This window comes from Kaistella gelatinilytica (genome assembly GCF_015679325.1).
GTDB lineage: Bacteria > Bacteroidota > Bacteroidia > Flavobacteriales > Weeksellaceae > Kaistella > Kaistella gelatinilytica.
Map to the genome: position 1 here is coordinate 488,855 of NZ_JADPVI010000002.1, position 26,369 is coordinate 515,223.

Annotated in this window: 25 protein-coding genes; 7 read left to right on the forward strand and 18 right to left on the reverse strand. The window is 36.0% G+C overall.

The window, feature by feature from the left end:
- Positions 1 to 108: 108 nt before the first annotated feature.
- The 15 genes from IV494_RS09375 to IV494_RS09445 form a co-directional block, all read right to left on the reverse strand.
- Positions 109 to 2,517, reverse strand: a complete 2,409-nt coding sequence (locus IV494_RS09375; RefSeq protein ID WP_196079888.1) for a multicopper oxidase domain-containing protein — start codon at positions 2,515 to 2,517, stop codon at positions 109 to 111.
- Entirely contained in the window at positions 2,507 to 2,989 is a 483-nt protein-coding gene (locus IV494_RS09380; protein ID WP_196079889.1) for a DUF305 domain-containing protein, read from the reverse strand. Before IV494_RS09380 ends, IV494_RS09375 begins: the two co-directional genes overlap by 11 nt.
- A 99-nt stretch (positions 2,990 to 3,088) precedes the next feature.
- Positions 3,089 to 3,574 carry a DUF6799 domain-containing protein gene (locus tag IV494_RS09385; RefSeq protein WP_196080167.1) on the reverse strand — a complete coding sequence of 162 codons (486 nt, stop codon included), beginning with the start codon at positions 3,572 to 3,574 and terminating at the stop codon, positions 3,089 to 3,091.
- A 76-nt stretch (positions 3,575 to 3,650) separates the two neighbouring features.
- Complete coding sequence (locus IV494_RS09390) at positions 3,651 to 6,149, reverse strand: heavy metal translocating P-type ATPase (RefSeq protein WP_196079890.1); 2,499 nt, start codon at positions 6,147 to 6,149, stop codon at positions 3,651 to 3,653.
- A 4-nt stretch (positions 6,150 to 6,153) separates the two neighbouring features.
- Positions 6,154 to 6,390: a heavy-metal-associated domain-containing protein gene (locus IV494_RS09395; RefSeq protein WP_196079891.1), complete on the reverse strand. Its 237-nt coding sequence runs from the start codon at positions 6,388 to 6,390 to the stop codon at positions 6,154 to 6,156.
- Between the two features lie 77 nt (positions 6,391 to 6,467).
- Positions 6,468 to 7,025 (reverse strand): AraC family transcriptional regulator, encoded by a 558-nt coding sequence (locus IV494_RS09400; protein ID WP_196079892.1) that lies wholly within the window; start codon positions 7,023 to 7,025, stop codon positions 6,468 to 6,470.
- 281 nt (positions 7,026 to 7,306) lie between these two features.
- Positions 7,307 to 7,777: a DUF3347 domain-containing protein gene (locus tag IV494_RS09405; protein WP_196079893.1), complete on the reverse strand. Its 471-nt coding sequence runs from the start codon at positions 7,775 to 7,777 to the stop codon at positions 7,307 to 7,309.
- 98 nt (positions 7,778 to 7,875) lie between these two features.
- A complete protein-coding gene (locus IV494_RS09410) occupies positions 7,876 to 8,253 on the reverse strand; it encodes an HYC_CC_PP family protein (RefSeq protein WP_196079894.1) in 378 nt (125 codons plus the stop codon).
- A 305-nt stretch (positions 8,254 to 8,558) separates the two neighbouring features.
- Positions 8,559 to 9,083, reverse strand: coding sequence for an azurin (azu, locus tag IV494_RS09415; protein ID WP_196079895.1), 525 nt, complete (start codon positions 9,081 to 9,083; stop codon positions 8,559 to 8,561).
- A gap of 319 nt (positions 9,084 to 9,402) precedes the next feature.
- Positions 9,403 to 10,272 (reverse strand): DMT family transporter, encoded by an 870-nt coding sequence (locus IV494_RS09420; RefSeq protein ID WP_196079896.1) that lies wholly within the window; start codon positions 10,270 to 10,272, stop codon positions 9,403 to 9,405.
- A complete protein-coding gene (locus tag IV494_RS09425; protein ID WP_196079897.1) occupies positions 10,272 to 10,529 on the reverse strand; it encodes a zinc ribbon domain-containing protein in 258 nt (85 codons plus the stop codon). The genes IV494_RS09420 and IV494_RS09425 overlap by 1 nt, the downstream gene beginning before the upstream one ends.
- A 25-nt stretch (positions 10,530 to 10,554) precedes the next feature.
- Positions 10,555 to 10,941, reverse strand: a complete 387-nt coding sequence (locus tag IV494_RS09430) for a DUF423 domain-containing protein (RefSeq protein ID WP_196079898.1) — start codon at positions 10,939 to 10,941, stop codon at positions 10,555 to 10,557.
- A gap of 1 nt (position 10,942) precedes the next feature.
- Positions 10,943 to 12,019 carry a hypothetical protein gene (locus IV494_RS09435; protein ID WP_196079899.1) on the reverse strand — a complete coding sequence of 359 codons (1,077 nt, stop codon included), beginning with the start codon at positions 12,017 to 12,019 and terminating at the stop codon, positions 10,943 to 10,945.
- 14 nt (positions 12,020 to 12,033) lie between these two features.
- Entirely contained in the window at positions 12,034 to 12,207 is a 174-nt protein-coding gene (locus tag IV494_RS09440) for a hypothetical protein (protein WP_196079900.1), read from the reverse strand.
- A 1-nt stretch (position 12,208) separates the two neighbouring features.
- Positions 12,209 to 13,537, reverse strand: a complete 1,329-nt coding sequence (locus tag IV494_RS09445) for a hydroxymethylglutaryl-CoA reductase, degradative (RefSeq protein WP_196079901.1) — start codon at positions 13,535 to 13,537, stop codon at positions 12,209 to 12,211.
- Between the two features lie 102 nt (positions 13,538 to 13,639).
- On the opposite strand from IV494_RS09445, the gene IV494_RS09450 reads away from it, so the two are divergent.
- Positions 13,640 to 14,515 carry a DUF4846 domain-containing protein gene (locus IV494_RS09450; protein WP_196079902.1) on the forward strand — a complete coding sequence of 292 codons (876 nt, stop codon included), beginning with the start codon at positions 13,640 to 13,642 and terminating at the stop codon, positions 14,513 to 14,515.
- Here the strand turns inward: IV494_RS09450 and IV494_RS09455 are convergent.
- The 3 genes from IV494_RS09455 to clpB form a co-directional block, all read right to left on the reverse strand.
- Positions 14,512 to 15,342, reverse strand: coding sequence for a hypothetical protein (locus tag IV494_RS09455; RefSeq protein ID WP_196079903.1), 831 nt, complete (start codon positions 15,340 to 15,342; stop codon positions 14,512 to 14,514). The genes IV494_RS09450 and IV494_RS09455 overlap by 4 nt on opposite strands.
- 151 nt (positions 15,343 to 15,493) lie before the next feature.
- The gene (locus IV494_RS09460) at positions 15,494 to 17,419 is read right to left on the reverse strand and encodes an ABC-F family ATP-binding cassette domain-containing protein (RefSeq protein WP_196079904.1); all 1,926 of its coding nucleotides are present in this window, start codon (positions 17,417 to 17,419) and stop codon (positions 15,494 to 15,496) included.
- A gap of 922 nt (positions 17,420 to 18,341) precedes the next feature.
- A complete protein-coding gene (gene clpB / locus IV494_RS09465; protein WP_196079905.1) occupies positions 18,342 to 20,933 on the reverse strand; it encodes an ATP-dependent chaperone ClpB in 2,592 nt (863 codons plus the stop codon).
- Between the two features lie 346 nt (positions 20,934 to 21,279).
- Between clpB and IV494_RS09470 the strand changes: the two genes are divergently transcribed.
- The 6 genes from IV494_RS09470 to fabF all read left to right on the forward strand — a co-directional run bounded on the left by IV494_RS09470 (position 21,280) and on the right by fabF (position 26,368).
- Positions 21,280 to 22,368 (forward strand): FAD-binding oxidoreductase, encoded by a 1,089-nt coding sequence (locus IV494_RS09470; protein ID WP_196079906.1) that lies wholly within the window; start codon positions 21,280 to 21,282, stop codon positions 22,366 to 22,368.
- A gap of 22 nt (positions 22,369 to 22,390) precedes the next feature.
- Entirely contained in the window at positions 22,391 to 22,648 is a 258-nt protein-coding gene (locus IV494_RS09475) for a hypothetical protein (RefSeq protein ID WP_196079907.1), read from the forward strand.
- A 35-nt stretch (positions 22,649 to 22,683) separates the two neighbouring features.
- On the forward strand, positions 22,684 to 23,628 hold the full coding sequence (gene paaA / locus IV494_RS09480; protein ID WP_196079908.1) for a 1,2-phenylacetyl-CoA epoxidase subunit PaaA: 945 nt from the start codon (positions 22,684 to 22,686) through the stop codon (positions 23,626 to 23,628).
- Positions 23,629 to 23,642: 14 nt separating this feature from the next.
- Positions 23,643 to 24,557 (forward strand): formimidoylglutamase, encoded by a 915-nt coding sequence (gene hutG / locus IV494_RS09485; RefSeq protein ID WP_196079909.1) that lies wholly within the window; start codon positions 23,643 to 23,645, stop codon positions 24,555 to 24,557.
- 299 nt (positions 24,558 to 24,856) lie between these two features.
- Positions 24,857 to 25,096, forward strand: coding sequence for an acyl carrier protein (locus tag IV494_RS09490; RefSeq protein WP_002976354.1), 240 nt, complete (start codon positions 24,857 to 24,859; stop codon positions 25,094 to 25,096).
- Between the two features lie 27 nt (positions 25,097 to 25,123).
- A complete protein-coding gene (gene fabF, locus IV494_RS09495) occupies positions 25,124 to 26,368 on the forward strand; it encodes a beta-ketoacyl-ACP synthase II (RefSeq protein WP_196079910.1) in 1,245 nt (414 codons plus the stop codon).
- Position 26,369: the final 1 nt, after the last annotated feature.

A 26,369-nucleotide genomic window follows, 5' to 3' on the forward strand; every position in this document is an offset into this window, starting at 1 on the left:
TATTCTAACATTAAATTCATATTTTACTTTTAAGTCTCTCATATTTATTTTCAAATAAAAAAAACCTCCCATTTTCATGAGAGGTAACTTTTGACTAAACGTTGGTGATTAATACATAAAAGTCAAGCCCGCTCCAAAACCAAACTCGCTGTCGTAATTTGTGGAAACAGAAACCCATTTCTGCACCACATATTTGAGTCCGAAATCAAATTCTTTATCAGAATTCACGGAAAAACTTCCACGGATACGCGGCGAAATTTTAATATTTTCCCGACTTAAATCGAATACCACTTTTCCGTTTTGATCCACACTTGCATCTGCGACGACCAACATTGGTAAAATATAACGAATACCGGCAATGGCTACATTTTGATTCTGCGGCATCACATTTTGTCCAAACCAGGTGTTTTTCATATCGTGCGTTTTGTAAGATCTAAAACCAACGTAAGGCATTGCCCATTGGTATTTTCCCAGAAATCGCCCCACTTTTACACTGCCTTCATAATGGCTGAAATCATAATTTGAATGGAGTTCGTTAATATTCATCCATCTTGCTCCAAACATGGTCATATTTTCAAAATGAAATTTATTAGATGCAACATCGAGCATCGCGGTTGTACTGATCATTCTGTTCGTGCTCAAAAACTTTTTGTAAGAAGCTTCTTTATCCGGCAACTGCGGATTTGGAGCGGAGTTTTCGTAACTGAAAACTTTACCCATTCCGCCCATCATATGGTATAAAATATGACAGTGGAAAAACCAGTCGCCATCTTGATTCGCTGCAAACTCAATCGTATTGGTTTCCATCGGCGCCATATCAACTACATTTTTCAAAGGCGAATATTCCCCTTTAGAATTAATAAGTCGAAAATCATGTCCATGAAGGTGCATCGGGTGACGCATCATCGAATTATTGTACATCGTAATTCTAACAACCTGACCTTTTTTAATTAAAATTTTATCACTTTCAGCCACCGTTTTATTATCTAAAGTCCAAAGGTAATTTCGCATATTTCCTTCCAGTGTGAACTTCAATTCCTTTACATTGTCATCGGGCAAGATCGTTTTGAACGGAGATTTGAGCATGTTATAACTTAAGCGCTTAATGCTTTTTTGATCGGAGGAGGTCATATCGTGCATGCTGTGATCCATCTCCCTTTTATCGTCATTCATTTTCATGTCTGATTTCATATCCATTTTGCTATGATCCATACTTTTATCAGAATTCATCTTCATATCAGAAGATTTATCCGTAGTGCCCATCATTTCATGCATGTGTTTCATGGTCTGCATTCTCTGGCTTTCAGATAATTCCGGATACATGACTTCATTCATATCCATCATTTGATTTCCCATGGTCATGTTCATGGGTTTCATATCCCCGCTCATTTTCATCATGCCGTTCATCATTTTCATGCCTTCAAAAAGCATTAGTTTTGGCAAGTTTGGCGCTTCAACTTTGTCACCATTTCCCAACCACAACGAAGCATGACCTTGTCTGTCTTCTGAAGTGGATCGGAATTCAAAACTTTTATTTTCCGGAATGGTGACTTCAATATCATAAGTTTCAGAAACGCCCACGATCAAGCGATCAACTTCCACAGGTTCCACTTCATTTCCATCATTACCGATCACTGTAATTTTTCCGCCGCCATAATTCAACCAAAAATAAGAGGATGATCCGCCATTTACGACGCGTAGATGAACTTTATCTCCGGCTTTCAGATTTTTGTAATCAGAAGAAACTGCGCCGTTAATTAGAAAATTATTGTAATAAACGTCACTCACGTCCATGGCTTCCATCCTTTTCCATTCGTTCAAAAGTTTGGTGCCGAAATGTCCTTTCGCAATGGCTTCAGAATAACTTTGCGTCGTTCCTTTTTTTATTGCCCAGTAATCTCCCTGATCCATGTGCAATCTTCGCATGATCTGTTTCGGATTTTCATCCGTCCATTCTCCTAAAAGAACAGGAATGTCCGCATCAAATGTTTTGTCGGGTTGCCCTTCTCTTTTCTTAAAAACTAAAATTCCATTCATTCCAATTTGCTCCTGAGTTCCTTCATGAGAATGATACCAGTAGGTTCCGTTTTGGGAAATTCGAAATTTATACAAGTGGGTTTCACCGGGTTTCACTTCTTTCGTAGTCAAATACGGAACGCCATCCATTTCATTGGGTAACATCACACCATGCCAATGTAAACCTGTATTTTCTTTTAACTGATTGTGCAGATAAATTTCTGCTGTGTCACCTTCCGTAAAATATAAAGTTGGCGCTTGCAATCTTCCATTCGTGGCAATCGCTCTGACTGGTTTTCCGCTAAAATTAACGAGCGTGTCTTTTACATAAAGATCATAACGAACTGTTTTTCCACCAAAGGAAATTTTACCACTGCCCTCATTTTTTGAAGTCTCTTTTTTCTCCATGTGCATCGAGTGATCCTGAGAAAACCCCTGAACCGACACGACAATAAACAGCAGTGCTAATAATTTTAAAAAGTTTGATCTGTTATTTTGCATTATCTAATCTTTTAATCATTGTTTTCATTTCTTCTATTTCTTTTTTCTGAGCACTGATGATGCTTTCCGCTAATTTTTTAACTTCAGGATCTTTAATGTTGGCTCTTTCACTTGTTAAAATCGCGATGGAATGGTGAGGAATCATTGCGCGCATCCAAAGTACATCTCCAACAATTGGACTTTGAGCACGAACCAAACCCAGCGCTGCAAAAAACAAACCTATACTTCCCACGATTATTCCCAAGTTTTTCTGCTTATTCTGATACATTTTGCGCATAAAGAAAAACATGATCAAAGCCATCGCGGAGATTCCAAGGCAGACCATATAAAATCTGGTTAAGCTGAAATAAACGTGATCCAATTCATAGGTATTGAGATACATGGTAATGTACATCGCCACAAATGAGGCTGCAAGCATTAATACAAATGTGGTGTAAACTTTGCTTTTTGAGTGGTTCATTGAATTTTCCATTTTTTTAATATTTAATTGGTAGATAAGTATTTATTCACAAATTTTTTTTACCAAAATTTGCCACAGGAATTTCCTCCTGCAGCAAAAATTTGTAATAATCTATTTTTTCACTAGATCCATTCCGCACTTGGAACATTTATCGCCTTTCACGCCCACAACTTCGGGATGCATTGGACAACTGTAAACCAAGGCTGCATCTTTTTTGCCGGTCGTTGTTTTTTTCATCATCTTCATATTTTCACTGCACATTTTACCATCCAATCCCATGCAATCTCCTTCTTTCATGGTCATTTTGGTTCCATCTTTCATCATACAATCTCCATTGGTCATACAAGTTGTGCCGTTTTTCATGGTCATGTTTTTGTCCATCGGCATTGTTTTACCGTCTTTCATCATCATCATTTTACCATCTTTCATCATGCAGCAATCTTTCATTTTGTGGTCTGTCATCTTGTGGTCTGTTATTTTGTGATTTTCAGCTGTTTGCTTTTGCTTGGTTTGTGCAGAAACATTGCTGAATACAAGGAATAAAGCCATGGTGAAAAATGAGACCACTAATTTTTTAATTACATTTTTTGTTTTCATAATAAGTACTTATTTAAATTCAATTTCGTCAGAACCACTGTTGCCTGGTCTTCAGTCTTGCTGTTGCCCAATTTATTTATATTTTAATATTTTTTAATCTTAATGAGTTACCAATTACCGATACCGAGCTAAAACTCATCGCCAATGCTGCAATCATCGGTGATAAAAGGATTCCGAAGACCGGAAACAAAACGCCGGCTGCAATCGGTATTCCTAAAATGTTATAACCTAAAGCGAAAAATAAATTTTGCTTGATATTTTTCATCACGGCATCGCTTAAGTTTCTTGCTTTTACAATTCCGTGTAGATCCCCTTGTACCAAAGTGATCATCGCACTTTCAATGGCGACATCAGTTCCGGTTCCCATTGCAATTCCGACATCACTTTTTGCCAAAGCAGGTGCGTCATTTATTCCATCTCCTGCCATTGCTACGATCTTTCCGCTTTTCTGAAGTTTTTCTACTTCCTGGAGTTTATGTTCAGGTAACATTCCAGCTTTGAAATGAACAAGATTAAGTTCTTTTGCGACGGCTTGAGCAGTATCATGATTATCTCCGGTGAGCATTATCACATCAATGCCTTTTTCCATTAAAGCTTTAATTGCTTTTACACTCGTCGGTTTTATTTTGTCAGATATAACAACGTATCCGGAAACTTTTCCGTCCACAGATAAGTAGGAAACCGTTTTTCCCTGCTTTTGAAAATTCTGGGCTTCAGTTTCCATTTCAATGGTAATTTCAGCCTTCGCATATTCCATCATTTTGGCATTACCCAAATCCACTTTCTTGCCGTTGACCTTTCCTTCAACACCTTTTCCTGTAACTGCGCTGAAATTTTCAGCATTAATAATGTCAATATTTTGTTCCTTTCCATATTTTACGGTGGCGTCTGCCAATGGATGTTCGCTCATTTTATTTAAAGAAACAATGAACTGCAAAACTTCTTTTTCTGTAAAGCTATCTCCGAAAACTCCTATTTTTTCAACGGTTGGTTTTCCTTCCGTAATGGTTCCGGTTTTATCGATGATCAAAGTATCCACTTTATCCATTTTTTCTAATGCTTCGGCGTTTTTAATCAGCACCCCATTTTGAGCACCTTTACCAACACCGACCATTACAGACATTGGTGTGGCTAAACCTAAAGCACATGGACAAGCAATGATCAGTACTGCAATTGCATTGACGAAAGCGTAAACATAAACCGGTTGTGGACCAAAAATTGCCCAAATTGCAAACGTTAATAATGAAATAAAAACTACGATCGGCACAAAATAACCAGATACGGTATCGGCTAATTTCTGGATTGGCGCACGACTGCGACTGGCGTTATTCACCATTTCCACAATTTGAGAGAGTAAAGTATCTGACCCCACTTTCTCAGCCTTCATTAAAAAGGATTGGTTACCATTGATGGTTCCGCTGCTCACTTGATCGTCTATTGTTTTGGTCACAGGAATCGGTTCACCGGTGATCATGGATTCATCTACGGAGGTTTCCCCTTCTGTAATTGCTCCATCAACCGGAATTTTTTCGCCAGGTTTTACACGCAGAATATCGCCTATCACTATTTGTTCAATCGTCACTTCTTCTTCGATGCCGTTCTTAACTCTGATGGCTCGGTTTGGTGCGAGTTTTAATAATTCCTTCACGGCAGAATTTGTTTTGCTGTGCGCTCTTGCTTCCAACACTTGTCCCAATAAAACCAAAGTCAAAATCACAGTGGCAGCTTCAAAATAAACATGAACTGCACCAGTATGGGTTTTAAATTGTTTGGGGAAAATATCTGGAAAAAACATTCCAAAAACACTGAAAAGAAAAGCCGCTCCGGCGCCAATTCCTATCAATGTAAACATATTCAACTTCCAGGTGATGATACTTTTATAGGCACGTTCAAAAAACATCCACGCTGCATAAAATACGACCGGAATCGATAAGGCAAACTGAACCCAGTTCCAGTATTTCTGCGCCATCAAATTATAGAGCGGATTGTTTGGAATCATTTCACTCATTGCCATTAAGAAAATGGGCAAGGTAAAAGCAGCGGCAATCCATAATTTGCGGAGTAATTTTTTATAGGTCTTCTCTTCCGCTGAAATGTCAGGTTGCATCGGCACGAGATCCATTCCACAAATCGGACAAGCTCCGGGCTCATCTCTGATAATTTGCGGATGCATCGGGCAAGTCCATTGTTCAGAATTCGAACTACTCAATTTTTGTTCTTCGACCAGATCCATTCCGCAGACGGGACAATCGCCCGCTTTGTCGTAGGTCTTTTCACCTTCGCAATGCATCGGACAGTAGAAAGTGCCGTTGCCTTTTTCTTTTTTTACGGGAGCGGGAATCGCATCTTTTTTTGGCAGGTCATTTATATTATGAATGCTGTAGGTTCCACCATCATTTTTTAGGGCTTCCTGATATTTTTCGATGTGAAGATGTTCGTTCGTTTCGATCACTGCTTCTTCCTTTTCCAGATCAACCATAACTTTAGAAACTCCTTCAACTTTAGAAAGTATTTCTTCTACGTGGCTTCTGCATCCGTCGCAGGACATTCCTTGTATATGATAGGTATGTTTCATAATTTTAGTTTTGTCCGGAAGCATTGTTTTGGGTATCCATCTTTGGTGTTAAAATATATTTTTCAGGCAAAGATTTTTGAAGCGTTTCCGTATCTACATGGCTACTCATCGTCACTTCAACTTCTGCTTTTTGTACATCTGCAACAACGTTGGTCACATTTTCTACCTGTCTCAAATATTTTTCTACAGAAGATTTACATCCGCCGCAACTCATTCCTTTTAAATTGTAAGTGTGTATCATGATTTCTATTTTGTATTAATTATTATACAAATTTAGGGCACCTAAATCCACTTGATTAGTACAATACGGGATAATTCTTACACAATTCCGTCCAGAGATTTTCTATCCCAATTTTGCAGATTTTTAAATTCTGTCATCGATATTCCGGTTTCATTTTTAAATTGTTTCGCCAAATGACTGCTGTTATGGTAATCTAAACTATAGGCTATTTCTGAAAAATTATCTTGACCAAACTGTATCAGTTCTTTTACCTTCTCAATCTTTAAGGTAATTTCATATTTTTCAATTGTCATTCCTTCGGTTTTGCTGAAAAGTTTACTTAATGCTGAATATGATTTATCAAATTTCTTTTGCAAAAAAGCAGAGATGTTTTCATTGTCCTGATCTTCTATTTTTTTGATAACCGCGATCTTAATGTCTTCAATTAAAACTTCTGTTTCATCTTTGATGATCTCAAAACCGTGTTTATTTAGAATTTTCTCCAGTTCAGAATTGTTAAAAGGTGAATTTTCACTCAGCACTACTTTACCTAATTCGAGAGATTCTACTTCATAACCCAAAGCATTTAATTCTCTTTCTACGGTAGATTTGCAACGGTTGCAAACCATATTTTTGACGTATAAAGTTGTTTTCATGAGATTAAAAGTTTAATGAATCTTTCTTTTTTAGATCACTCCAATAATTTCTTATTTTATTAGATTAATAGAATTATCTTTTATTCAGATTGGTTAAGAAAGTCTTTCTGTAAGGTGTTTTCTCAACCTTCACACGTCCTTCTTTGGATACGGGAATGAGTCTTACTGCAAATTTTTTTCCTCGCCGATCTCAAAGATTGTGTTGATTTAAATTTTTCTATTTAAAAATCTGCTTCATCCATGAGATCTACAGGAAAATTTTAAAATTTATGATAAAGAACTTACTTTATTTCGGCTTTCACACTGCCGCAAGTCAGCATTGATTTTCCGTAAAAAGGATTTTTCACCGCTTTTTCAGCACTCAACCAACTTGCATCTGCCATTGGACAATACTGGACAAAAACCGTATCGTTAGACAATTTAAAATTCTGGGTTAGTGCGATCATATTTTTTGAAAGAGCCATAAAAGATCCTCTTTGCGTTTCAATACTTCTACTCTCTGCAATAATTGAAGCATCTTTTCTCAAGACATCAAGATTACCTTCAGACAAAACTTTATAATCAACCATCGAGGCTGACTTGATAAAAGTATTGGCAGCTTTTGAGGCGTCATCAGAATTGTCTGCAGCCAAAGCTGTCTTGATATTCAAATAATTTTGGTACAAATTAGAGATGGAAGCATCACTTTTTTGAGCCGACAAATTTAGAATTGAAAATACGGAAAACAGGGTTGTGAAAATTAATTTTTTCATTGTAATAAATTTAGATTGTTTTAAAAATAGGGAAAGTCCAAATGAATTTTTGGACACAAAAAGTCATCATTCTTCAGTTGAAACATGACAATTTGATTCTAAATTCTAAAATTACAATAGGAAATAAAGAGAGGAATTTCCGCTTTCTCCGGCGGCGCATTAACCTGTACAGAAAAAAGATTTCTTTCTACCACAGGAACCAAAAATTCAGCATAGAAAACTTCTGGTACAATTGCTACTAAAGGCGAATAATTTATAAATGAAACATCGGCCTTCTGAGCAACGTCCGTTTTTAAGATCTTAATTTCACTTTTACAGCAATCCTTTTCTTTTTTGGTGCCACAAAGGTCACAAGTATTAGAGGAAGACGTAAAGGAAACGAAAATTTGATCCAGACAATAATGCACGTTGTAAACCATTCCGGAGGAAAATCCGAAATAGAAAACGGTGAACATTATGGCTAAAATCTTTTTCACTGTGAAATTATTTTTAACAAAGGTACTAAATAAGAAAACAAATGATTCAATAACTTATTGATAGCGTGAATGAAGATAATTTCAAAGGTGATCTTATGTTTCTTCTGAAAAAACTGATCGCATTGAAATTAACTTTTCCATTTACTATCTTTTAACTCCTGGTGTCTTTTTTAAACCTCTAAAAATTTGGGAGCGAAAAATTATGAAACTCTTCAAAATCAAATTAAGAAAATCAGATAAAAAAAGGATCGGTAAAAATTTACCAATCCTTAATTATAACCTTCTAAAATTTTAACTCCGAAGAATTATTTTACGTTGAACTTCCCTTTCATTACGGAATAATGTCCTGGGAACGAACACATATAATCATAAGTTCCTTTTGGTGGAGCCTTGAAAGTTATCGTGTCACTTTCTCCGCCACCGATCAACTTGGTATGAGCAATAATATCACTCGTATCGGTTGGAATATATCCGTCTTTCTGTGCTTTAGAAGCCTTCTCTTCGAATTTCGCAAGATCAGTACCTTGTTTCAAAAGAACGAAATTGTGTCCCATCGATGCGATTGGCATTGTTCCCGTATGATGTAAAGTGAGTACAACCGTTTGACCTTCATTAACATCAATTTCTGAAAGATCATACTGCATCTTATCAGTAGAATTTAAAGTAATTTTGATGGTGTCTTGCTTGGCAGCATCCGGAGTTGCAGGAGTAGTTTCTTCAACTGGTGTATTGGAAACAACTTCTTTTTCTTCAGTTTTGTTACACGAAACAAAAAGGGTTGCGCTGATTGTTAAGATTGCTAAAGCAGACTTGAATTTTGAATAATACATATTAAATTATTTTTATCAAATGTATATAATAAATATGAATAAAGCAAATTTCAAATCAAACAACGTGGGATAAGATTGGGCGTCTCGCATTAATACGAAGTCTTTAAATACCTATTTTTTACAATTAATTTTAAAGTAAGTAATTTATTTAAAATCATTTATTTCAACTGATTCCTTTAATTTGCTTTTAAATCAGCGATTTACATTAATATGATTGTAGGATCCTCGAATTTTTAAAATCAGTTCATTCAAATTTTAAGTTTTTGAAACTTGATATAAATCAGTTTTTACTCACAATCTTATTTACTTTCAATATAAATTATATTTTTTCCACTGATTTTTTCTCATAAAAGGTTGTGGCAATTCCCAGAAGTATAATTCCGCTTCCTATCATTTGAATGGCAGTTATTTTTTCATGCACAAAAAGTGCAGCTAAGATCATGGCAAAAATCGCCTGACTGAGCAAACTCAGAGAAACTCTCGTCGGTCGCATTTGCTGCGTTGCATAACTGATTAATAACCAAGCGATCAATTGACACACGATCCCCTGAACGAAAAGTGAGATCCAGGCTTCATTTGAAAATCCAGAAAAATGTTCGCCGAAGCCGACATTAATAATAAATAGAAAAATAGTGCTGAAAATCATGCTGTAGGTTATAAAAGTAATGACTTCTAATTTTGCTAAAAGTTTCTTGCTCGCCAAAATATAAAGCGCATAAAATAATCCGGAAAGGATGCCGAGGAAGAAAGCAAAATCTAATTTCAGATCTACAATCGTATCAATTCCCACAAAAACCATCATTCCAATTAAGGCGATAAAAGTTCCGAGCCAAAAACTTTTCCGCGGACGGTAATTTAAAAATGCAAACGAAAAAACGCCGACCCAAATGGGAGAAAGATTCGTGAGTAACGTAGCTTGTGTCGCTGATGAATTTTGAATAGAGATATTCCACACTGCAATATCGGAGGCGAACAGAATTCCGCAAAAGGCGATTGGTAGCAGTATTTTAAAACTTTTCAATTTGAGTTTGCCTTTATAGAGTGCAAAAGGTAAAATGATCGCGGTTGCAATTGCCATTCGGTAAAATGCCGAGATTAAACCCGAAGTCAGGTTCATTTTTACAATCACCGGAAAGATGGAAATGCAGAGAATTCCGAGAAATAAAGCAATTCTTGGTTTTGTCATCATTAATAAAGTCTTCCAACATGTTCACAGATCTCTAAATATTCGGCAGGTATCTTTCCAAAAAAGCCCTGTTCATAATATTCATTAGAATGAGAAATATAAATGCTGTAACTTTTCCCGAGTGGAATAATTGGAATAAAGAAAAGTTCAAAATATTTTTTGTAAACTGTTATGATCGCGTTTACTTCTACGCCATTTTTCAGAATTTTGCGCTGTTCTTTGCCTTTTGGCTTTTTGTTGAAACCGAATAGAAAAAACATTTGAATATAATTTTTTAAAAGATCTTTAAATCTTATTTTTTACAAAATAGAAGATCAACATCGCCCAAGAAATGATCATTAATAATCCTCCCAGCGGCGTGATCGGTCCGATCGCTTTGGAAGGAATTGCTGCCACTTCGCTAAATGCCAGCAAATAAATACTTACCGAAAAGATAAAAGTTCCGGCGATCATTAAAATAGAGATCCATTTTTCTGAAGGTGTTTCAAATTTCAAAATATATCCCACGATCAATAAAAATAAGGCGGAATACATTTGATATTTTACGCCAGTTTCGAAACTCGCCAGTTTATCAACGGAAATAACTTTTTTTAAAGCATGTGCGCCAAATGCTCCTAAAATCACAGAGATCAAGCCGTAACAGGCGCCAATAACTAATGTAAATGTTTTCATATTATAATTCTTCTAGTTCTAATTTTAAATTCTTTTTTGTTTTGTCATCCGTCCACGTTCCGGTAATTTTTTTTCCTGCGACATCACCTTCAATTATTGCCCGTAGAATCCATTTTTTCTGTACTTCATCATAATAATCATTCTCTGTTGCAGAAATGTGATTATTTTTTAGGCTTCCATCCCACTCAATGATCTCTGTGCTTTTTTCGTACCAGTAAACGGCAGAGAACGCACCATCTTCGTAGGTTCGTTTTATCAACAGAATAATGGGAAATTTCCCCGCAATTTTTCCTTTGTACAATTTATTTTGAAAGCTTGCCTGAGAAATCGCAGTTTCAGAATCAGACATCAGATTTTTTGCGAATGGACTCCAAAATCGATCAAGATTCTTAATATTAAATACAATTTCATGACTTCCCAGATCATCCAAAGCGAGCAATGCGTGATTGGAACAGCGACCAGCAACGATGGTCAGTTTATTTTTTTCAAAATAATATTTTAAAAAAGGTAAAGAATACTCTGTGAAACAAGCTTCATACATTGCAATTTGGTCGTCAGAATCTTCCTCTTTATTTTTCGAAGATCTTAGTTCAGCGATATAATTTGCTACACGTTTCTTTATTTTATTATTAATGATTTTTTCAAGTTGCGCGTAAGAATTCGGTTTAAAAAGATCTTCTAAATTAATAAAATTACCCGTCCGCAAATCGAAGTTGCTATAGCTTGTAAAATGCTCCGGATACGCGCCACTTGCTTCTCCTTCCATCTCTATCGACAGAATATTATTAGGTGTCACCATTCTTTTCCACCCATAAAAATAAAGAAAATTTTGATAAGAATTTGTTGCTGTGGCCGCCAATTGATAAGGATTTTTACCAGAATTAGGAATGAATTCCAATTCATTGATCTGGAGAAAAGTATTGATCTTCTTTTCGACCAAAGGTTTTTGTGAAAAAGAGATTAGAGGAAAAATAAAATTTTCAGACTTAGGTTGCAGATTGGTGATCTTTACATTTTTCTGCTGCGAAAAACTCAAAACCGATAAAAACATCAAGGCAAATAAAACTCCTTTCTTCATCTTAAGATTTTCCGTTACGCTACAATTCGAGTATGATACATGATGACCAATTCTGCGATGATCGATAATAATCCGATCGCAATAAACATCCAGGAAAACCTTTTTGATTTTGCGAATCCCGGATCTTTGGTGACTTTAACAAAAATCCCAAATATTAAAATTAAAATTCCCAGAAATATTTGAAACATCTTATTTATTTCTCAATTGATTAAACTCGCTAATGACTTCATGATGCGTCACCGTTTTATCTTTAAAATAAGTCACGAAATAATTTTTTTCATCTTCCGTCGCGCCCAATTGATTTAGAATATTAAACAAATGCATTTTCATGTGACCTTTTTGAATTCCGGTTGTTACAAGCGAACGCAAAGCGCCAAAATTTTGAGCCAAACCTGAAACCGCCAAAATACTCATCAGTTCCTGCGCTGAAGGTTTTCCTAAAAGTGCCAGAGAAAATTTCACGAGTGGATGAAGATTCGTTAAACCACCTACAACTCCGACAGAAATTGGCAGATCGATCCAAAATCTAAAAATTCCATTATCGATCGTGCAATGCGTTAAACTTGAATATTTCCCGTCTTTCGCGGCATATGCATGAGCACAAGCTGCGGTCGCACGAAAATCATTTCCAGTTGCAATTACCACGGCGTCAACTCCGTTCATAATTCCTTTGTTATGCGTTGTTGCGCGATAAGGTTCAATTTCTGCGATGGTAACCGCACGTTTAAATTTGGTCGCAAACTCCTCGTTAGAAATTCCGCTGTCGTCTTTTAAGTCTTCAATTTTACAGGATACTTCTGCTCTCACGATACAATCCGGCGTAAAGTTGGAGAGAATATTCATCACGATCTGTAAGGAATCTTTTTCTTCCTGCGTGAAACTTTCTTCTTTCTCAACTTCCTCTTTCAAAGTTTTCCCAAACTGTTCCAAACACGAATTAATAAAATTTGCACCCATTGAATCTACAGTATCGAAACTTGCTTTCAACTGGAAATAATTTTCCAGTTCGGCAGATTTATCGATCAAATGGATATTCAAAATTCCGCCACCACGATTTCGCATGTTTTTGGTAACAGCTTCTGTGGCTTCAAAGAGTTTTTTCTTTAATTTAAAATTGAAGAAATGCAGTATTTTATGAGGTTCAACATCTAAAATAAAATGAGTGTGACCTAATTTTTTCGTATTAATGATGGTTGTTTTGAAACCACCTTTATCGATCCAGAATTTCGCAGCTTTTGATGCAGCAGCGACGACTGAACTCTCTTCCACTGCCATTGGTAAAACGAGCAATTTTCCATCGATGAGAAAATTAGGTGCAATTCCGTAAGGCATATAAAAGTTGGAAATGGTGTTTTCCGAAAATTCTTCGTGTAATTTTTGTAAAGTTTCATCGCTGTTCCAATATTGCTGAAGAACTTGCTCGTAACTGCGGTCTTCACTCAGATATTCTTTGATGAGCCAATCTATTTTTCTTTGTTTTGAAAGTTTAGAAAAACCCTCAACCGGACTGTGATTCATAGAAATAAATTTGAAATGTAAAGATAGGAAATTCGGTGGGATGTTTGATACGGGATGTTGGAAGATGGATGGAGAATATCGCGAAAATAATTATCTTTCAGCATGAAACAATTATCTGTTCTTGCCATCTTATTTTTATTCTTGAACTGCGAAAAATCGAAAGATAAGAAATCGCCTATTTTAGACGAAAAGCTGAATGGAAATATTGAAACGAAATCTTCCACCAAAATTAATGAAGTAAAAAACACAATAAAAGAACGGTTTCCTGCACCTGAAGGTTTCGAATACGTACGTGAAAAACCAAACTCATTTGGAGCTTATATTGAAAGTTTTCCGCTGAAAAAATATGGATCACCGATCTTGAAATACGATGGAAGTGAAATCGCAACCCAAAATCTTCACGAAGCAGTTTTTGATATCGATACGGGAACGAAAGATCTGCAACAATGCGCCGATGCAATTATTCGGCTTCGTGCGGAATATCTCTTTAAAAATAAAATGTTCAATGAGATCAAATTTCATTTTACAAGCGGAGATCTCATGACCTGGAATGATTTTAAAAATGGAACGCGAGCTTTTGTCAACGGAAACTCAGTACAATTCAGAAAGACTGCAACATTCGATGATTCCTATGAAAACTTTAGAGAGTACTTAAATCTGATTTTCAATTATGCCGGAACAATTTCGCTAAATAAAGAGACGCAACCGATATTAAAAACAAGTGATCTAAAAACAGGCGACATTTTGATCAACGCCGGAAGTCCGGGACACGTTGTCTTTATTGCGGGAGTTTCGGAAAATAAGAAGGGAGAAAAATTATTTTTGCTTGCCGAAGGTTTTACACCGGCTCAGTCGATTCATCTTTTGAAAAATCCTTTCAACCCGAAAATTTCGCCGTGGTATGAACTGGATGTTGATTCTCGGGAAATAAAAACGGCGAGATATTATTTTTCGCCGAGTAATTTTAGAAGCTTTTAATTCACAATAATATTTCCTGCAGCATCATAATTAAAAGTCCAGTCAACAGCACTTTTCAAAACCTCCTTCCCATTTTGATAGTCGTATTCTTTATAGGATGCGAAATTATTTTTTGAAAGTGATCTGTAAAAATACTCCTCCAACAAAGTTAATTTCTTAAATGGATTAGGAGAATTGTCATAATTTTGAAAAAATCGAATCCGTTCTTTTTGCTGGTCAACGCCGGCCAATTGTTCAAAATATTCCGTCTTTGCTAAATTACCGTTTGCATCGTAGTAGAATTTTTCTCGATAAGTCAAAATTTTATCTTCGGGATTTCCTGGATCATAAATCATATTTGGCAATGCAGTTATTATTTCATCTAACTGTCCATTTTTATAAAAGTATGAATCATTTTTATACCAGTAAATATTAATGCCAGCAGATTGTTTCTTCGAAATCTGATTTTGAGCATTTAAAGTGAAATATTTAGTATTTTTTGGGATTGTAAACTCGGTGGAATTATAAAAATCTTCTACGGTTACTTTATCATTTTGATAGATTATAGAGGTGGAAATCTTATCGGTAAACATTGCATTAAATCCGGTTGAGCCCGAAATAGATAAAAATCCTCCGTTTTTTTTCGTCACTCTTTTTTGCCTGTCATATGCGAATATGAAATTGATTTCAGCTCGATTTATGATCCACAAATCTGGGTAAAGAAAACCGGTTTTAAGATTCGTCAACAAAGGCTCATTATCTTCATCTATTTTCGAATCACCATCTCTACTGCAAGATGTCATTAATATCGCTAAAAAAAGAATCTGAAAAAGGTATTTTATTTTCATAAAAAATATTTGAATTAAAAACCAAATATAACATTTTCTACGATTCTAACTTTGCCCGAAATATTTGTGTTTTCTAGATAAAAAAAAACGTGTCAAGGATCAGAACATTGACACGGTTAAATGTGTAAATATTTTAACGCTTATTTTTTAATTATGCATCCAGCTGCGTTCCCAAAAACTCCCATTCCTGCAAAGCCAGATCTAAATCTGATTTTTTCGCGTTGTAAACTTCCAGAGTTTCTTCTGAGGGATTTTCTGAAGTGAAAGTTGCTTCCATTTCCTCAATTTTCAATTCAAGTTCAGAAATTTTTTCTTCTACTTTCTTAATTTTATTTTGAATGTTCTTTTCTTCTTTAGTCACAATAACCGGTTTTTTCTCAACAGGCTTCTCGATCTCTTTCGCTGCAACAGGCTCGTTTCGCATTTCCTGTAATTTGGATTTTTCTGCAGAAACTTCGCGGATACTTTCCTTTTGACGGAACTCCAGATAATCATTAACATCACCCAAGAATTCTTTCATTCTTCCATCGCGGAATTCGAAAATTTTATCACTCAAACCTTGTAAGAATTCACGGTCGTGAGAAATAACGATCAGCGTTCCCTGGAATTTTTGCAAAGCCAGCTTTATAATCTCCTTAGACTGAATATCCAGGTGATTCGTCGGCTCATCCATGATCAAAGTATTGAATGGACGAAGCAAAAGCTTACACAAAGCCAAACGGTTTCGTTCACCTCCGGAAAGTATTTTGGTTTTTTTAGAAACATCGTCTCCCTGGAAAAGGAAACTTCCCAAAAGATCACGAACTCTCGGGCGGGTTTCTTCAGTCGCCGCATCTTCTGCTTCCTCTAAAACTGTTTTGTTCGGTGTTAAAACTTCTTCCTGGTTTTGCGCAAAATATCCGATGTTCACGTTATGTCCCAGATTCCATTCACCAGAATAATCAGTAATTTCTCCGGAAAGAATTTTTGCGATCGTCGTTTTACCTTGACCATTTTGTCCCAGTAAAGCGATTCGCTGTCCACGTTCGATAAAGAAATCAACCTCATCAAAAACCTGTTTATTACCGTAAGCTTTTCCTAGATTCTTCGCTTCAAAAACGACTTTTCCGGGAGTTACAGCGGGTTGGAAACGAATATTAAATTTGGAAACATCATCGGTATCAACTTCAATTCTTTCCAGCTTATCTAACTTTTTGATCAAAGACTGCGCGAAAGAAGATTTGGTTGCAGAAGCGCGGAAACGGTTGATGTTATCTTCCATCTGCTTAATTTCAACATCCTGATTTTTCTTCGCCTGGATCTGTTTCTCTTTTCGCTCTTTACTTAGTTCTAAATATTTGGTGTAGTTGGCCTTATAATCGTCAACTTTCTTATTATTAATGTCAAATGTTCGGTTACAAACCGAAGTCATAAATTGCTTATCGTGACTTACCAGAACGATTGCTCCAGGATAATCCTTCAAAAAAGCTTCGAGCCAGATGATCGATTCCATATCCAGGTGATTGGTTGGCTCATCGAGTAGCATCAAATCGTTTTTCTGCAAAAGCAGTTTCGCCAATTCAATTCTCATTCTCCAACCACCAGAAAATTCATCGGTGATCTTATGAAAATCATCAGCTTTAAAACCCAGTCCCAATAAGACTTTTTCGACGTCACCTTCTAGATTATAAGCATCGTAATGCATCAAAAGATCATTCAGTTCGGTCATTCTATGAATTAAATTTTCATAGTAATCACTTTCATAATCAGTTCTGGTGACCATTTGCTCATTCACATCTTCGAGCTCGTTTTTCATCGCGTTGATGGCTTCAAATGCCTGCAACGTTTCATTCCAAACAGTACGACCTTTTACAAAATCTAAATCCTGCTTCAAAAAACCGATCGTAACGACTCCTTCCTGAATAATACTGCCTTCGTAGAAATTAATTTCGCCTGTAAGCATCTTTAATAAAGTAGATTTACCCGCTCCATTTTTCCCTACCAAACCGATCTTATCATCTTTTTTGATGGTAAAATTGACGTTTTGAAAAAGGTAATTTCCTGAATGATGAAGACCTAAACTTTGAACCGAAATCATAGTAATGAATGCTTATAATTGTGTGAATTTTCGAGGTGCAAAAGTAGTGAAACTAATTGAATTACTGAACGTTTTTGATTAAGATGAAATTTTAGGTCATGAAGATCATCCTTGAATAAATTAATGCCGAAGCTTGAAAATCAATATTCAAAACCTCCTAAGAAGGCCTTTTCATTTTTAGGAATTATGAGATTCCCATAAAAAAAGAACCCACCAGTAAAGGTGGATTCTAAAAACACAAATGATGAAAAAAAATTATTCTTTGCTATTAACAGCATTGAATGCCGCAAAGATTAGTATTATTCTTTACATAACAAAATTATTTTGCATTTATTTTAAAAATAATTGCAAATTTTTCGATTAATAACAAAAAAAAAGAATCCACCTATGAAAGTGGATTCTAAAAACACAAATGATGAAAAAAAATTTATTCTATACTCTTGCGAGCATTTGAACACTGCAAATATTGGATATATTTTTAACATACCCAAATTTTATGCAAATTATTTTCAAATATATGATATAGAACATCTGAATTGAAAACAGGTTACTGACTTCTCAGCGGATTTAAAAACACAAACAATGTAAAAAACATTTTTAACTAATAATACGCAGTTTACTTATTGTTATTCGTTAAATGACATTAAACTTGTTTTTTAATCTGAAAGCTAGATAGTTATGCTATTCCTACTATTGAAGTGGCAGAAGCTCTTATCATTAAAGCCGTTTTTAAAAGCCTTAAAAAAAATTATTTTCGCACAAAAAAAAATCCAGAACTGGCTCATTTGTAAAATATGATCCAAAATCTTAAAGTATTGAATTATCTCCGAAAAAATAATCTGAAGTCCGGGCAAAAAATAAACCGTCCAATCGAATTTTCGAATGGACGGGTTTTTACTAAAAATTAATATAAATATGCTACTTATTCCGTAGGTCGGAAAACCAGACCACTTTCATCGAAATAATCGAGTGTAATTCGGTCGCCATCATTTACATGTCCTGCGAGTATTTCTTTCGAAAGTTTATTTAAAACTTCCTGCTGCAAAACTCTTTTCAATGGTCTTGCGCCAAAACTTGGATCGTAACCTTTGTTAGTGATGTATTTGATCGCATCTTCGGTAGCAGTCATGATAATGCCGCGTTTTGCTAACATATCATTAAATCCACGCAACTGATAATGCACGATCTTACCGATTTCTTTTTTGTTCAAAGGCTGGAAAAGCACGGTTTCATCAATTCTATTTAAAAACTCCGGTCGCAAAGTTTGTTTTAATAAAGTGAAAACTTCCTCTTTCGTCTTCTCTACGATCTGTTCCACATTATCATCGGTAATTTTTTCAAAATTTTCCTGAATCAAATGCGATCCTAAATTAGAAGTCATGATGATAATTGAGTTTTTAAAATTCACAACCCTACCTTTATTATCGGTTAATCTTCCATCATCTAAAACCTGAAGAAGCGTATTGAAAACATCGGGATGCGCTTTTTCAATTTCGTCTAAAAGCACCACCGAATAAGGTCTTCTGCGAACCGCTTCCGTTAATTGACCACCTTCATCGTAACCAACATATCCTGGAGGAGCACCAACCAATCGCGATACAGAATGTCTCTCCTGGTATTCACTCATGTCGATCCTCGTCATATTATTTTCGTCATCGAACAGATATTCTGCGAGTGCTTTTGCCAATTCGGTTTTCCCAACTCCGGTTGTACCGAGGAATAAGAAACTTCCGATGGGTTTTTTCTCATCACTCAATCCGGCACGATTTCTTCTGATCGCATCTGCAACAGATGTTATTGCCTCTTCCTGACCAACAACTCTTTTATGCAATTCATCTTCGAGGTGCAATAATTTTTCTCTTTCCGACTGAATAAGTTTGGTGACCGGTATTCCGGTCCATTTTGATATAACTTCAGAAATATTTTCCGCCGTTACTTCTTCTTTGATCAATTCATTTTGATGGTTTTGCATCTCGAGTTCGAGTTTCTGCAAATCGGCCTCTTTCTCTTTTATTTTTCCATATTGAATTTCTGCAACTTTGGCATAATCTCCAATTCTGGAAGCACGTTCTGCTTCTAATTTCAAAGCTTCGATATCTTTTTTAATGGAAGTAAGATCTTCGGATTTTTGTTTTTCCTTCAACCATTTCGCATTGATCTCGTTTCGCTCTTCCGAAATTTTTGAAATATCCTCTTTTAAATGCTGGACTTTTACATCATTTCCTTCTCTTGAAATTGCGGCCAGTTCAATTTCCATCTGCATTAGTTTTCTATCTAAAACATCGAGCTCTTCTGGTTTTGAATTAATCTCCATTCTCAATTTCGCAGAAGCTTCATCAATTAAATCGATGGCTTTGTCCGGTAAAAAACGGTCGGAAATATAGCGTTGCGATTGCTCAACTGCAGCAATAATTGCTTCATCTTTGATCCGAACTTTGTGGTGAGCTTCATATTTATCTTTAATTCCACGCAAAATAGAAATCGCCGATTCGGTGTCCGGTTCTAAAACCATCACTTTCTGGAAACGTCTTTCTAAGGCTTTATCTTTTTCAAAATATTTTTGATATTCATTTAAAGTTGTCGCACCGATCGCTCTGAGTTCTCCTCTTGCCAAAGCCGGTTTCAAAATATTGGCAGCATCCATCGCGCCATCTCCGCCTCCTGCTCCAACCAAAGTGTGAATTTCATCGATGAAGAGAATAATCTGGCCATCAGACTGAATAACTTCATTGATAACTGATTTCAATCGCTCTTCAAACTCGCCTTTGTATTTTGCACCGGCAATTAAGGCACCCATATCTAAAGAGTACAATGTTTTGTCCTGCAAATTTTCGGGAATATCACCGGAAATAATTCGGTGTGCAATTCCTTCTGCGATCGCAGTTTTACCAACGCCGGGTTCTCCAATTAAAATCGGATTATTTTTGGTTCTTCGGGAAAGAATCTGCAAAACACGACGGATCTCCTCATCTCTTCCAATAACAGGATCGAGTTTTCCTTCCGCAGCGAGTTCATTGAAATTTTTCGCGTATTTATTTAAACTTTGGTAGGTTTCTTCTGAACTTGCCGAAGTTGCTTTTGACCCTTTTCTTATCTCTTTGATGGCCATTTCTAAACCACTTTTCGTAATACCCATGTCTTTGAGCATTTTCGACACTTCAGAATTTACATCCAAAAGAGAAAGCCAAAGATGTTCGATGGTTACAAATTCATCACCCATTTTCTTGGCTACATTCGGTGCATCGAGCAAAACTTTATTAGCTGTTTGTGATAAGTAAATGTTTCCACCTTCTACTTTTGGTAATTTTTCGAGATTGCTTCGGTTTCTTTCTCTTACCAGAGTCAATTCTGCTTCTGATTTCTTTAATAAAAATTCAGAAATATTTTCGTCAACCTGAAAAATTCCCTCCAGTAAATGTTGGGGTTCGATACTTTGGTTGCCAAATTCCATTGCAATCTGCTGAGCTTTTTGAATAGCTTCCTGAGATTTTACTGTAAATTGATTTAAGTTCATAACTGTAAGTTTGTATTTTTCCAGAAACAGTAAGAATTCATAATTAATTACAAATTCCTTCTATTCCTGTTCAATAATTATTTAATTCTAAAATCTATTACACAAAAACCGTTCTTTTCAATATAATTAAATAAAATCAGTCAAAATCTCCGAATTCAATAAAAATTTAACGTAAAAATAAGTCAAAATTTCCAGATTTGCTGATTTATGACTTTATTCAGAGAAAAATTATATTGGTACATCAACTTCATCATTAATAGAATACAACGATGATCGAAATCCTTTCTTTGTCTTTCAAAAAATAAGTATATTTGTTGGACTCACATTACCGAGATTTTAAAACAGTATGCAGCATTTTCATCCATTAAAAGCAACGAAAGTATCCCGAGAAACCAACGATTGCATTCATATCGCCTTCGAAATTCCGGAGAATTTAAAATATAAATTTTCTTATAAACAAGGACAATATATAAATGTTCGATTCCTTTTTGGGGAAGAAGATCTGCGCCGAAGTTATTCTATAATCAATGCACCTAGCGAAGATCATTCAGAACTGGAAATTTTAGTGAAGCATCTTGATCAGGGAAAAGTTTCTACTTACCTCAATCACGAATTACAATTGGGCGACATTGTAGAAGTCATGGCTCCTTCGGGACATTTTTATACGCACTACAATGCTACTAACGAAAAAACATATGTTGGATTAGCAGCAGGAAGCGGAATTTCGCCCGTGTTATCAAATTTGAAAGAAGCACTTTATCAGGAACCTAAAAGTTCCGCCTATCTGTTTTTTAGCAATAAAAGTTTGAATGAGATCATTTTCAAAAAAGAAATTGATGAGTTGATTCAAAAATTTGAGGGACGATTAAAAGTTATTTATCTGCTTTCGAGGGAAAAACATTTTGAAGATGAACTTTTTGAAGGTCGAATTTCCGCAGAAAAGCTTGATCTTCTTTTTCAAAGATTTACAGATATTCCGGTTCAGGAATCGACTTATTTTATTTGTGGACCTTCGGAAATGATCAAAGGAATTGGCAATTATCTGAAAAAAGACAAGAAAGTTCCTTCCCTGCAGGTGATGTATGAATATTACGCAGCTCCGGATGATGCAGAAAATTCTGAAATGAGTGATGAGTTTAAAGCGATCCCGAATTTAGAAAGCATGGTTACTTTAATTATTGATGACGATGAATACTCATTTCACCTTAATTCCAAGAAAAAAAGCATTTTAGACCAGGCTTTAGATGATAAACTTCCGGTTCCGTTTGCTTGTAAAGGCGGAGTTTGCTGTACATGCAAAGCGCAGGTGATGGAAGGAGAAGTATTTATGGAGAAAAATTTCGCTCTGACCGATGATGAAGTTGCGCGAGGTTTTGTTTTAACGTGTCAGTGTCATCCGACGACCAATGTGGTGATGTTGAATTATGATGTTTAAAGGAAATTTAAAAAATTAAGTCATGGCAAACTGGAAATTTATTACGCTGATCGAAGTTGATAAAGAATGTAAAATTGAAGGCATCAATATTTGGAACCATTACTGGAACTGTTCCGAAAGGAAAATCGAAGTAATTGGTCCTTTGAGCGGAAATCCTTATCTGTTTAATCAATACGAAATAAAAAGTCCCGAGAAAACCATCACTTTTGTGGTAGGCGAATTTTCAGAAGGTCGCATCGGTCTTTATGTACCGGAAGAAATCGCGATAGTTTCCAATTAAAAGGGTTTATTTAAAATAATATTAAAGCAATTATTATGAATCAAGAAAAATTTTTAGAATACGTACAGGCAGAAAATAAAGTAGAACCAAAAGATGTAATGCCCGATGATTACAGAAAATTACTGGTTCGCCAGATCTCGCAACATGGTCATTCCGAAATTGTAGGAATGTTGCCGGAAGCAAACTGGATCTCCCGGGCGCCGACTTTGAGAAGAAAAATGGCGCTTTTGGCCAAAATTCAGGATGAAGCGGGTCATGGTTTATATTTATACGCTGCGACAGAAACTTTGAGCAACGGCGAAATCGCTGCAGACAGAGATTCCACTTATAATGATATGCTTTCCGGTAAAGCAAAATATTCAAGCATCTTTAATTATCCTGCACTTTCCTGGGCAGATATCGGTGCAATCGGCTGGCTTGTTGATGGCGCTGCGATCATGAATCAGGTAATGTTGATGGGAAATTCTTACGGTCCCTATTCCAGAGCGATGGTGAGAATTTGTAAAGAAGAATCTTTTCACCAAAGACAGGGTTATGAAATTTTGATGACGCTTTGCCGCGGAACCAAAGAACAGAAAGATTTGGCACAAGAAGCTTTAAACCGTTTTTGGTGGCCTGCTTTGATGATGTTCGGACCAAATGATGCTGATTCTCCTAACTCTCAAAAATCAATGAATTATAGAGTGAAAAGAGAAAGCAATGATGATCTTCGTCAAAGATTTGTTGATGCTACTGTATCTCAAGCAGATTTTCTTGGACTAAAAGTTCCGGATGAAAACTTAAAATGGAATGAGGAAACGCAACATTACGATTTCGGGGAATTACCTTGGGATGAATTTATGGAAGTTCTGAAAGGAAATGGACCTTGCAACAAAAAACGCTTGGAGACCAAGAGAAAAGCACAGCGTGAACATTCTTGGGTAAAAGATGCTGCCATGGCATTTGCTGCGAATATGAAGAAAGAAACTGCAAATCATTAAGCTAAAATAAATTTATGATTTGGCAAGGACGATTTGACGGCGATGACCCCCTTTATCACAGGGTTTTTCAGAGAGTTTCTTTGGAACACCATTATGAAAATATTTTACCGAACGATTTCGTTTTACACGGTTTTGCGGTAGATGAAGGCGTGAAAAGAAATAAAGGAAGAGTCGGCGCAAAAGATGCTCCGGATGTGATTCGAAAAAATATTTCAAATTTTCCTGTTGTTAATCCAGCATTTTCTTTGAAGGATTTTGGCAATATATATTGTGAAGACGAAAATTTAGAGAATGCTCAAAATGAATTGGCGGAAAAGATTCAAGTTGTCTTAGAAAAAGGCGGCAGATCAATTGTTTTCGGCGGTGGACATGAAGGAATGTTTGCGCATTATTCAGGAATTAAAAAGGCTTTTCCGGATAAAAAGGTTGGAATTATTAATATTGATGCGCATTTTGACAATCGAGAAATTGATCCTCAAATTGGCGCCAGTTCTGGTACCGGTTTTTGGCAGATCGCACAGGGAGAAAAAATTCATTCCTTACATATTGGGATTCAACGCAATTCGAATACTTTAAGACTTTTTGATACTGCTCATCAATACGGAATGAAATACATCTTAGCTGAGGAAATTTTCTTTGAGAATCTACCGAATATTTACGCAAAACTCGATGAATTTATCGCTGAAGCAGATATTCTTTATCTTACCATTTGCATGGATGTTTTCAACGCTTCAATCGCTCCTGGAGTTTCCGCTTCTGCCTACAACGGAATTTTTGCAGACGCTTCGTTTATGCATTTCTACAAACATATTCTGGAGTCCGAAAAACTGAAAGCTTTAGACGTTTGCGAAATTAATCCGACGCTTGATATCGGAGATAGAACTTCAAGATTAGGAGCAGCGTTGATCAATGAATGGTTCATGCTCTAAGTAAAAGCACTTTTTTAAAATGATTTTTTAAAGGCAGTGATCTCTTTTCATTTTCTATTTTTTGTTCGCTTACCATTAATAAAGATTAAAGAACAGGAAATTTTCATCCTATTTAGATTTCAAAATCAAGATTTTAAGAGAACTAATTACAAATTAATTTGTAAGTGCGGGCAAATAAGAGAGTTGCAAATCAATTGAATTAATGATCCTATTAATGATTAATTATTTCTAAAAAAACTTCAAATCATAAAGAATTTTATATATTTGCAGCAATTAACAACTAATTAAAATAAATTACTATGTCAGACATTGCATCAAGAGTAAAAGCCATTATCGCTGATAAACTCGACGTTGAGGAAACAGAAGTTACTCCAGAAGCTAGCTTTACTAACGATTTAGGAGCTGATTCATTGGATACTGTAGAATTAATTATGGAATTCGAAAAAGAATTTAATATTCAAATTCCTGATGATCAAGCAGAGAAAATTACAACTGTAGGACACGCTATTGCTTATATTGAAGAAGTAGTGAACAAATAATATTCGATCTCAACGAAAAAAAAATTTATGGAATTAAAAAGAGTAGTTGTTACCGGTTTCGGCGCTATTACGCCTGTTGGAAATAATGCCAAAGATTACTGGGAAAGCCTTGTGAAAGGTGAGAGCGGTGCTGCTCCTATTACTCTTTTTGATGCCACAAACTTCAAAACCAAATTTGCCTGCGAAGTAAAAAACTTCGATCCATTGAATTATTTCGACAAGAAAGAATCAAAAAAAATGGACCGAAACACTCAGTTCGGAGTCGTTGCCGCAAGAGAAGCCGTAGTACATTCTAGGATTATCGAGGACAATGTTGACAAGAACAGAGTTGGTGTTATTTGGGGTTCTGGAATTGGAGGTTTATCAACTTTTGAAAAAGAAGTTTTAGAGTGGGCAGGAACAGATATCCCACGCTTTAATCCTTTCTTTATTCCCAAAATGATCGCAGATATTACAGGTGGTCAAATTTCAATAGAGTACGGATTCCATGGTCCTAATTACACGACCGTTTCAGCTTGTGCTTCATCTGCCAATGCTTTGATCGATGGTAAAATGCTGATCCAGTTAGGAAAAGCAGATGTCATTGTTTGCGGAGGTTCTGAAGCTGCAATTACTGCAAGTGGTGTTGGAGGATTTAACGCGATGATGGCACTTTCTACCAGAAACGACGATCCAAAAACCGCATCAAGACCTTTTGATAAAGACAGAGATGGTTTCGTTCTTGGTGAAGGAGCGGGAACAATTATTTTGGAAGAATATGAGCACGCTATCAAACGTGGCGCAACTATTTATGCAGAATTAAAAGGTGGTGGAATGAGCGCAGATGCTTATCACATGACCGCACCACATCCTGAAGGTTTGGGCGCCTATCTCGTAATGAAAAATTGTTTAGAAGATGCAGGGGTCTCGACCGATGAAATAGATCATATCAACATGCATGGTACTTCTACTCCATTGGGTGACATCGCCGAATCTAACGCAATTTCCCGATTATTGGGAGAACACGCATTTGATATTCAAATAAATTCTACCAAATCAATTACCGGTCACTTACTTGGTGCAGCTGGTGTTATCGAAGCAATTGCGATTTTACACACTATTACTCATAGTATTGTACCTCCTACAATTAATCATTTTACAGATGATGAAAGAATTGACAGCCGACTTAATTTTACCTTTAACCATGCGGTAAAAAAAGAAGTAAATATTGCAATGAGCAATACTTTCGGTTTCGGTGGACACAATGCCTGTGTACTTTTCACTAAAATTTAAG

Excerpts from the sequence above, each read along its gene's own strand:
- IV494_RS09400 (WP_196079892.1), bottom strand. The coding sequence starts at position 7,025 with ATGAAAACAACTTTATACGTCAAAAATATGGTTTGCAACCGTTGCAAA.
- IV494_RS09385 (WP_196080167.1), bottom strand. The coding sequence starts at position 3,574 with ATGAAAACAAAAAATGTAATTAAAAAATTAGTGGTCTCATTTTTCACC.
- IV494_RS09440 (WP_196079900.1), bottom strand. The coding sequence starts at position 12,207 with ATGTTTCAAATATTTCTGGGAATTTTAATTTTAATATTTGGGATTTTT.
- IV494_RS09390 (WP_196079890.1), bottom strand. The coding sequence starts at position 6,149 with ATGAAACATACCTATCATATACAAGGAATGTCCTGCGACGGATGCAGA.
- fabF (WP_196079910.1), top strand. The coding sequence starts at position 25,124 with ATGGAATTAAAAAGAGTAGTTGTTACCGGTTTCGGCGCTATTACGCCT.
- IV494_RS09380 (WP_196079889.1), bottom strand. The coding sequence starts at position 2,989 with ATGGAAAATTCAATGAACCACTCAAAAAGCAAAGTTTACACCACATTT.
- IV494_RS09445 (WP_196079901.1), bottom strand. The coding sequence starts at position 13,537 with ATGAATCACAGTCCGGTTGAGGGTTTTTCTAAACTTTCAAAACAAAGA.
- azu (WP_196079895.1), bottom strand. The coding sequence starts at position 9,083 with ATGTATTATTCAAAATTCAAGTCTGCTTTAGCAATCTTAACAATCAGC.
- IV494_RS09420 (WP_196079896.1), bottom strand. The coding sequence starts at position 10,272 with ATGATGACAAAACCAAGAATTGCTTTATTTCTCGGAATTCTCTGCATT.
- IV494_RS09470 (WP_196079906.1), top strand. The coding sequence starts at position 21,280 with ATGCAGCATTTTCATCCATTAAAAGCAACGAAAGTATCCCGAGAAACC.
- IV494_RS09460 (WP_196079904.1), bottom strand. The coding sequence starts at position 17,419 with ATGATTTCGGTTCAAAGTTTAGGTCTTCATCATTCAGGAAATTACCTT.
- IV494_RS09425 (WP_196079897.1), bottom strand. The coding sequence starts at position 10,529 with ATGTTTTTTCTATTCGGTTTCAACAAAAAGCCAAAAGGCAAAGAACAG.
- hutG (WP_196079909.1), top strand. The coding sequence starts at position 23,643 with ATGATTTGGCAAGGACGATTTGACGGCGATGACCCCCTTTATCACAGG.
- IV494_RS09455 (WP_196079903.1), bottom strand. The coding sequence starts at position 15,342 with ATGAAAATAAAATACCTTTTTCAGATTCTTTTTTTAGCGATATTAATG.
- IV494_RS09450 (WP_196079902.1), top strand. The coding sequence starts at position 13,640 with ATGAAACAATTATCTGTTCTTGCCATCTTATTTTTATTCTTGAACTGC.
- IV494_RS09435 (WP_196079899.1), bottom strand. The coding sequence starts at position 12,019 with ATGAAGAAAGGAGTTTTATTTGCCTTGATGTTTTTATCGGTTTTGAGT.
- IV494_RS09475 (WP_196079907.1), top strand. The coding sequence starts at position 22,391 with ATGGCAAACTGGAAATTTATTACGCTGATCGAAGTTGATAAAGAATGT.
- clpB (WP_196079905.1), bottom strand. The coding sequence starts at position 20,933 with ATGAACTTAAATCAATTTACAGTAAAATCTCAGGAAGCTATTCAAAAA.
- paaA (WP_196079908.1), top strand. The coding sequence starts at position 22,684 with ATGAATCAAGAAAAATTTTTAGAATACGTACAGGCAGAAAATAAAGTA.
- IV494_RS09490 (WP_002976354.1), top strand. The coding sequence starts at position 24,857 with ATGTCAGACATTGCATCAAGAGTAAAAGCCATTATCGCTGATAAACTC.
- IV494_RS09375 (WP_196079888.1), bottom strand. The coding sequence starts at position 2,517 with ATGCAAAATAACAGATCAAACTTTTTAAAATTATTAGCACTGCTGTTT.
- IV494_RS09430 (WP_196079898.1), bottom strand. The coding sequence starts at position 10,941 with ATGAAAACATTTACATTAGTTATTGGCGCCTGTTACGGCTTGATCTCT.
- IV494_RS09395 (WP_196079891.1), bottom strand. The coding sequence starts at position 6,390 with ATGATACACACTTACAATTTAAAAGGAATGAGTTGCGGCGGATGTAAA.
- IV494_RS09405 (WP_196079893.1), bottom strand. The coding sequence starts at position 7,777 with ATGAAAAAATTAATTTTCACAACCCTGTTTTCCGTATTTTCAATTCTA.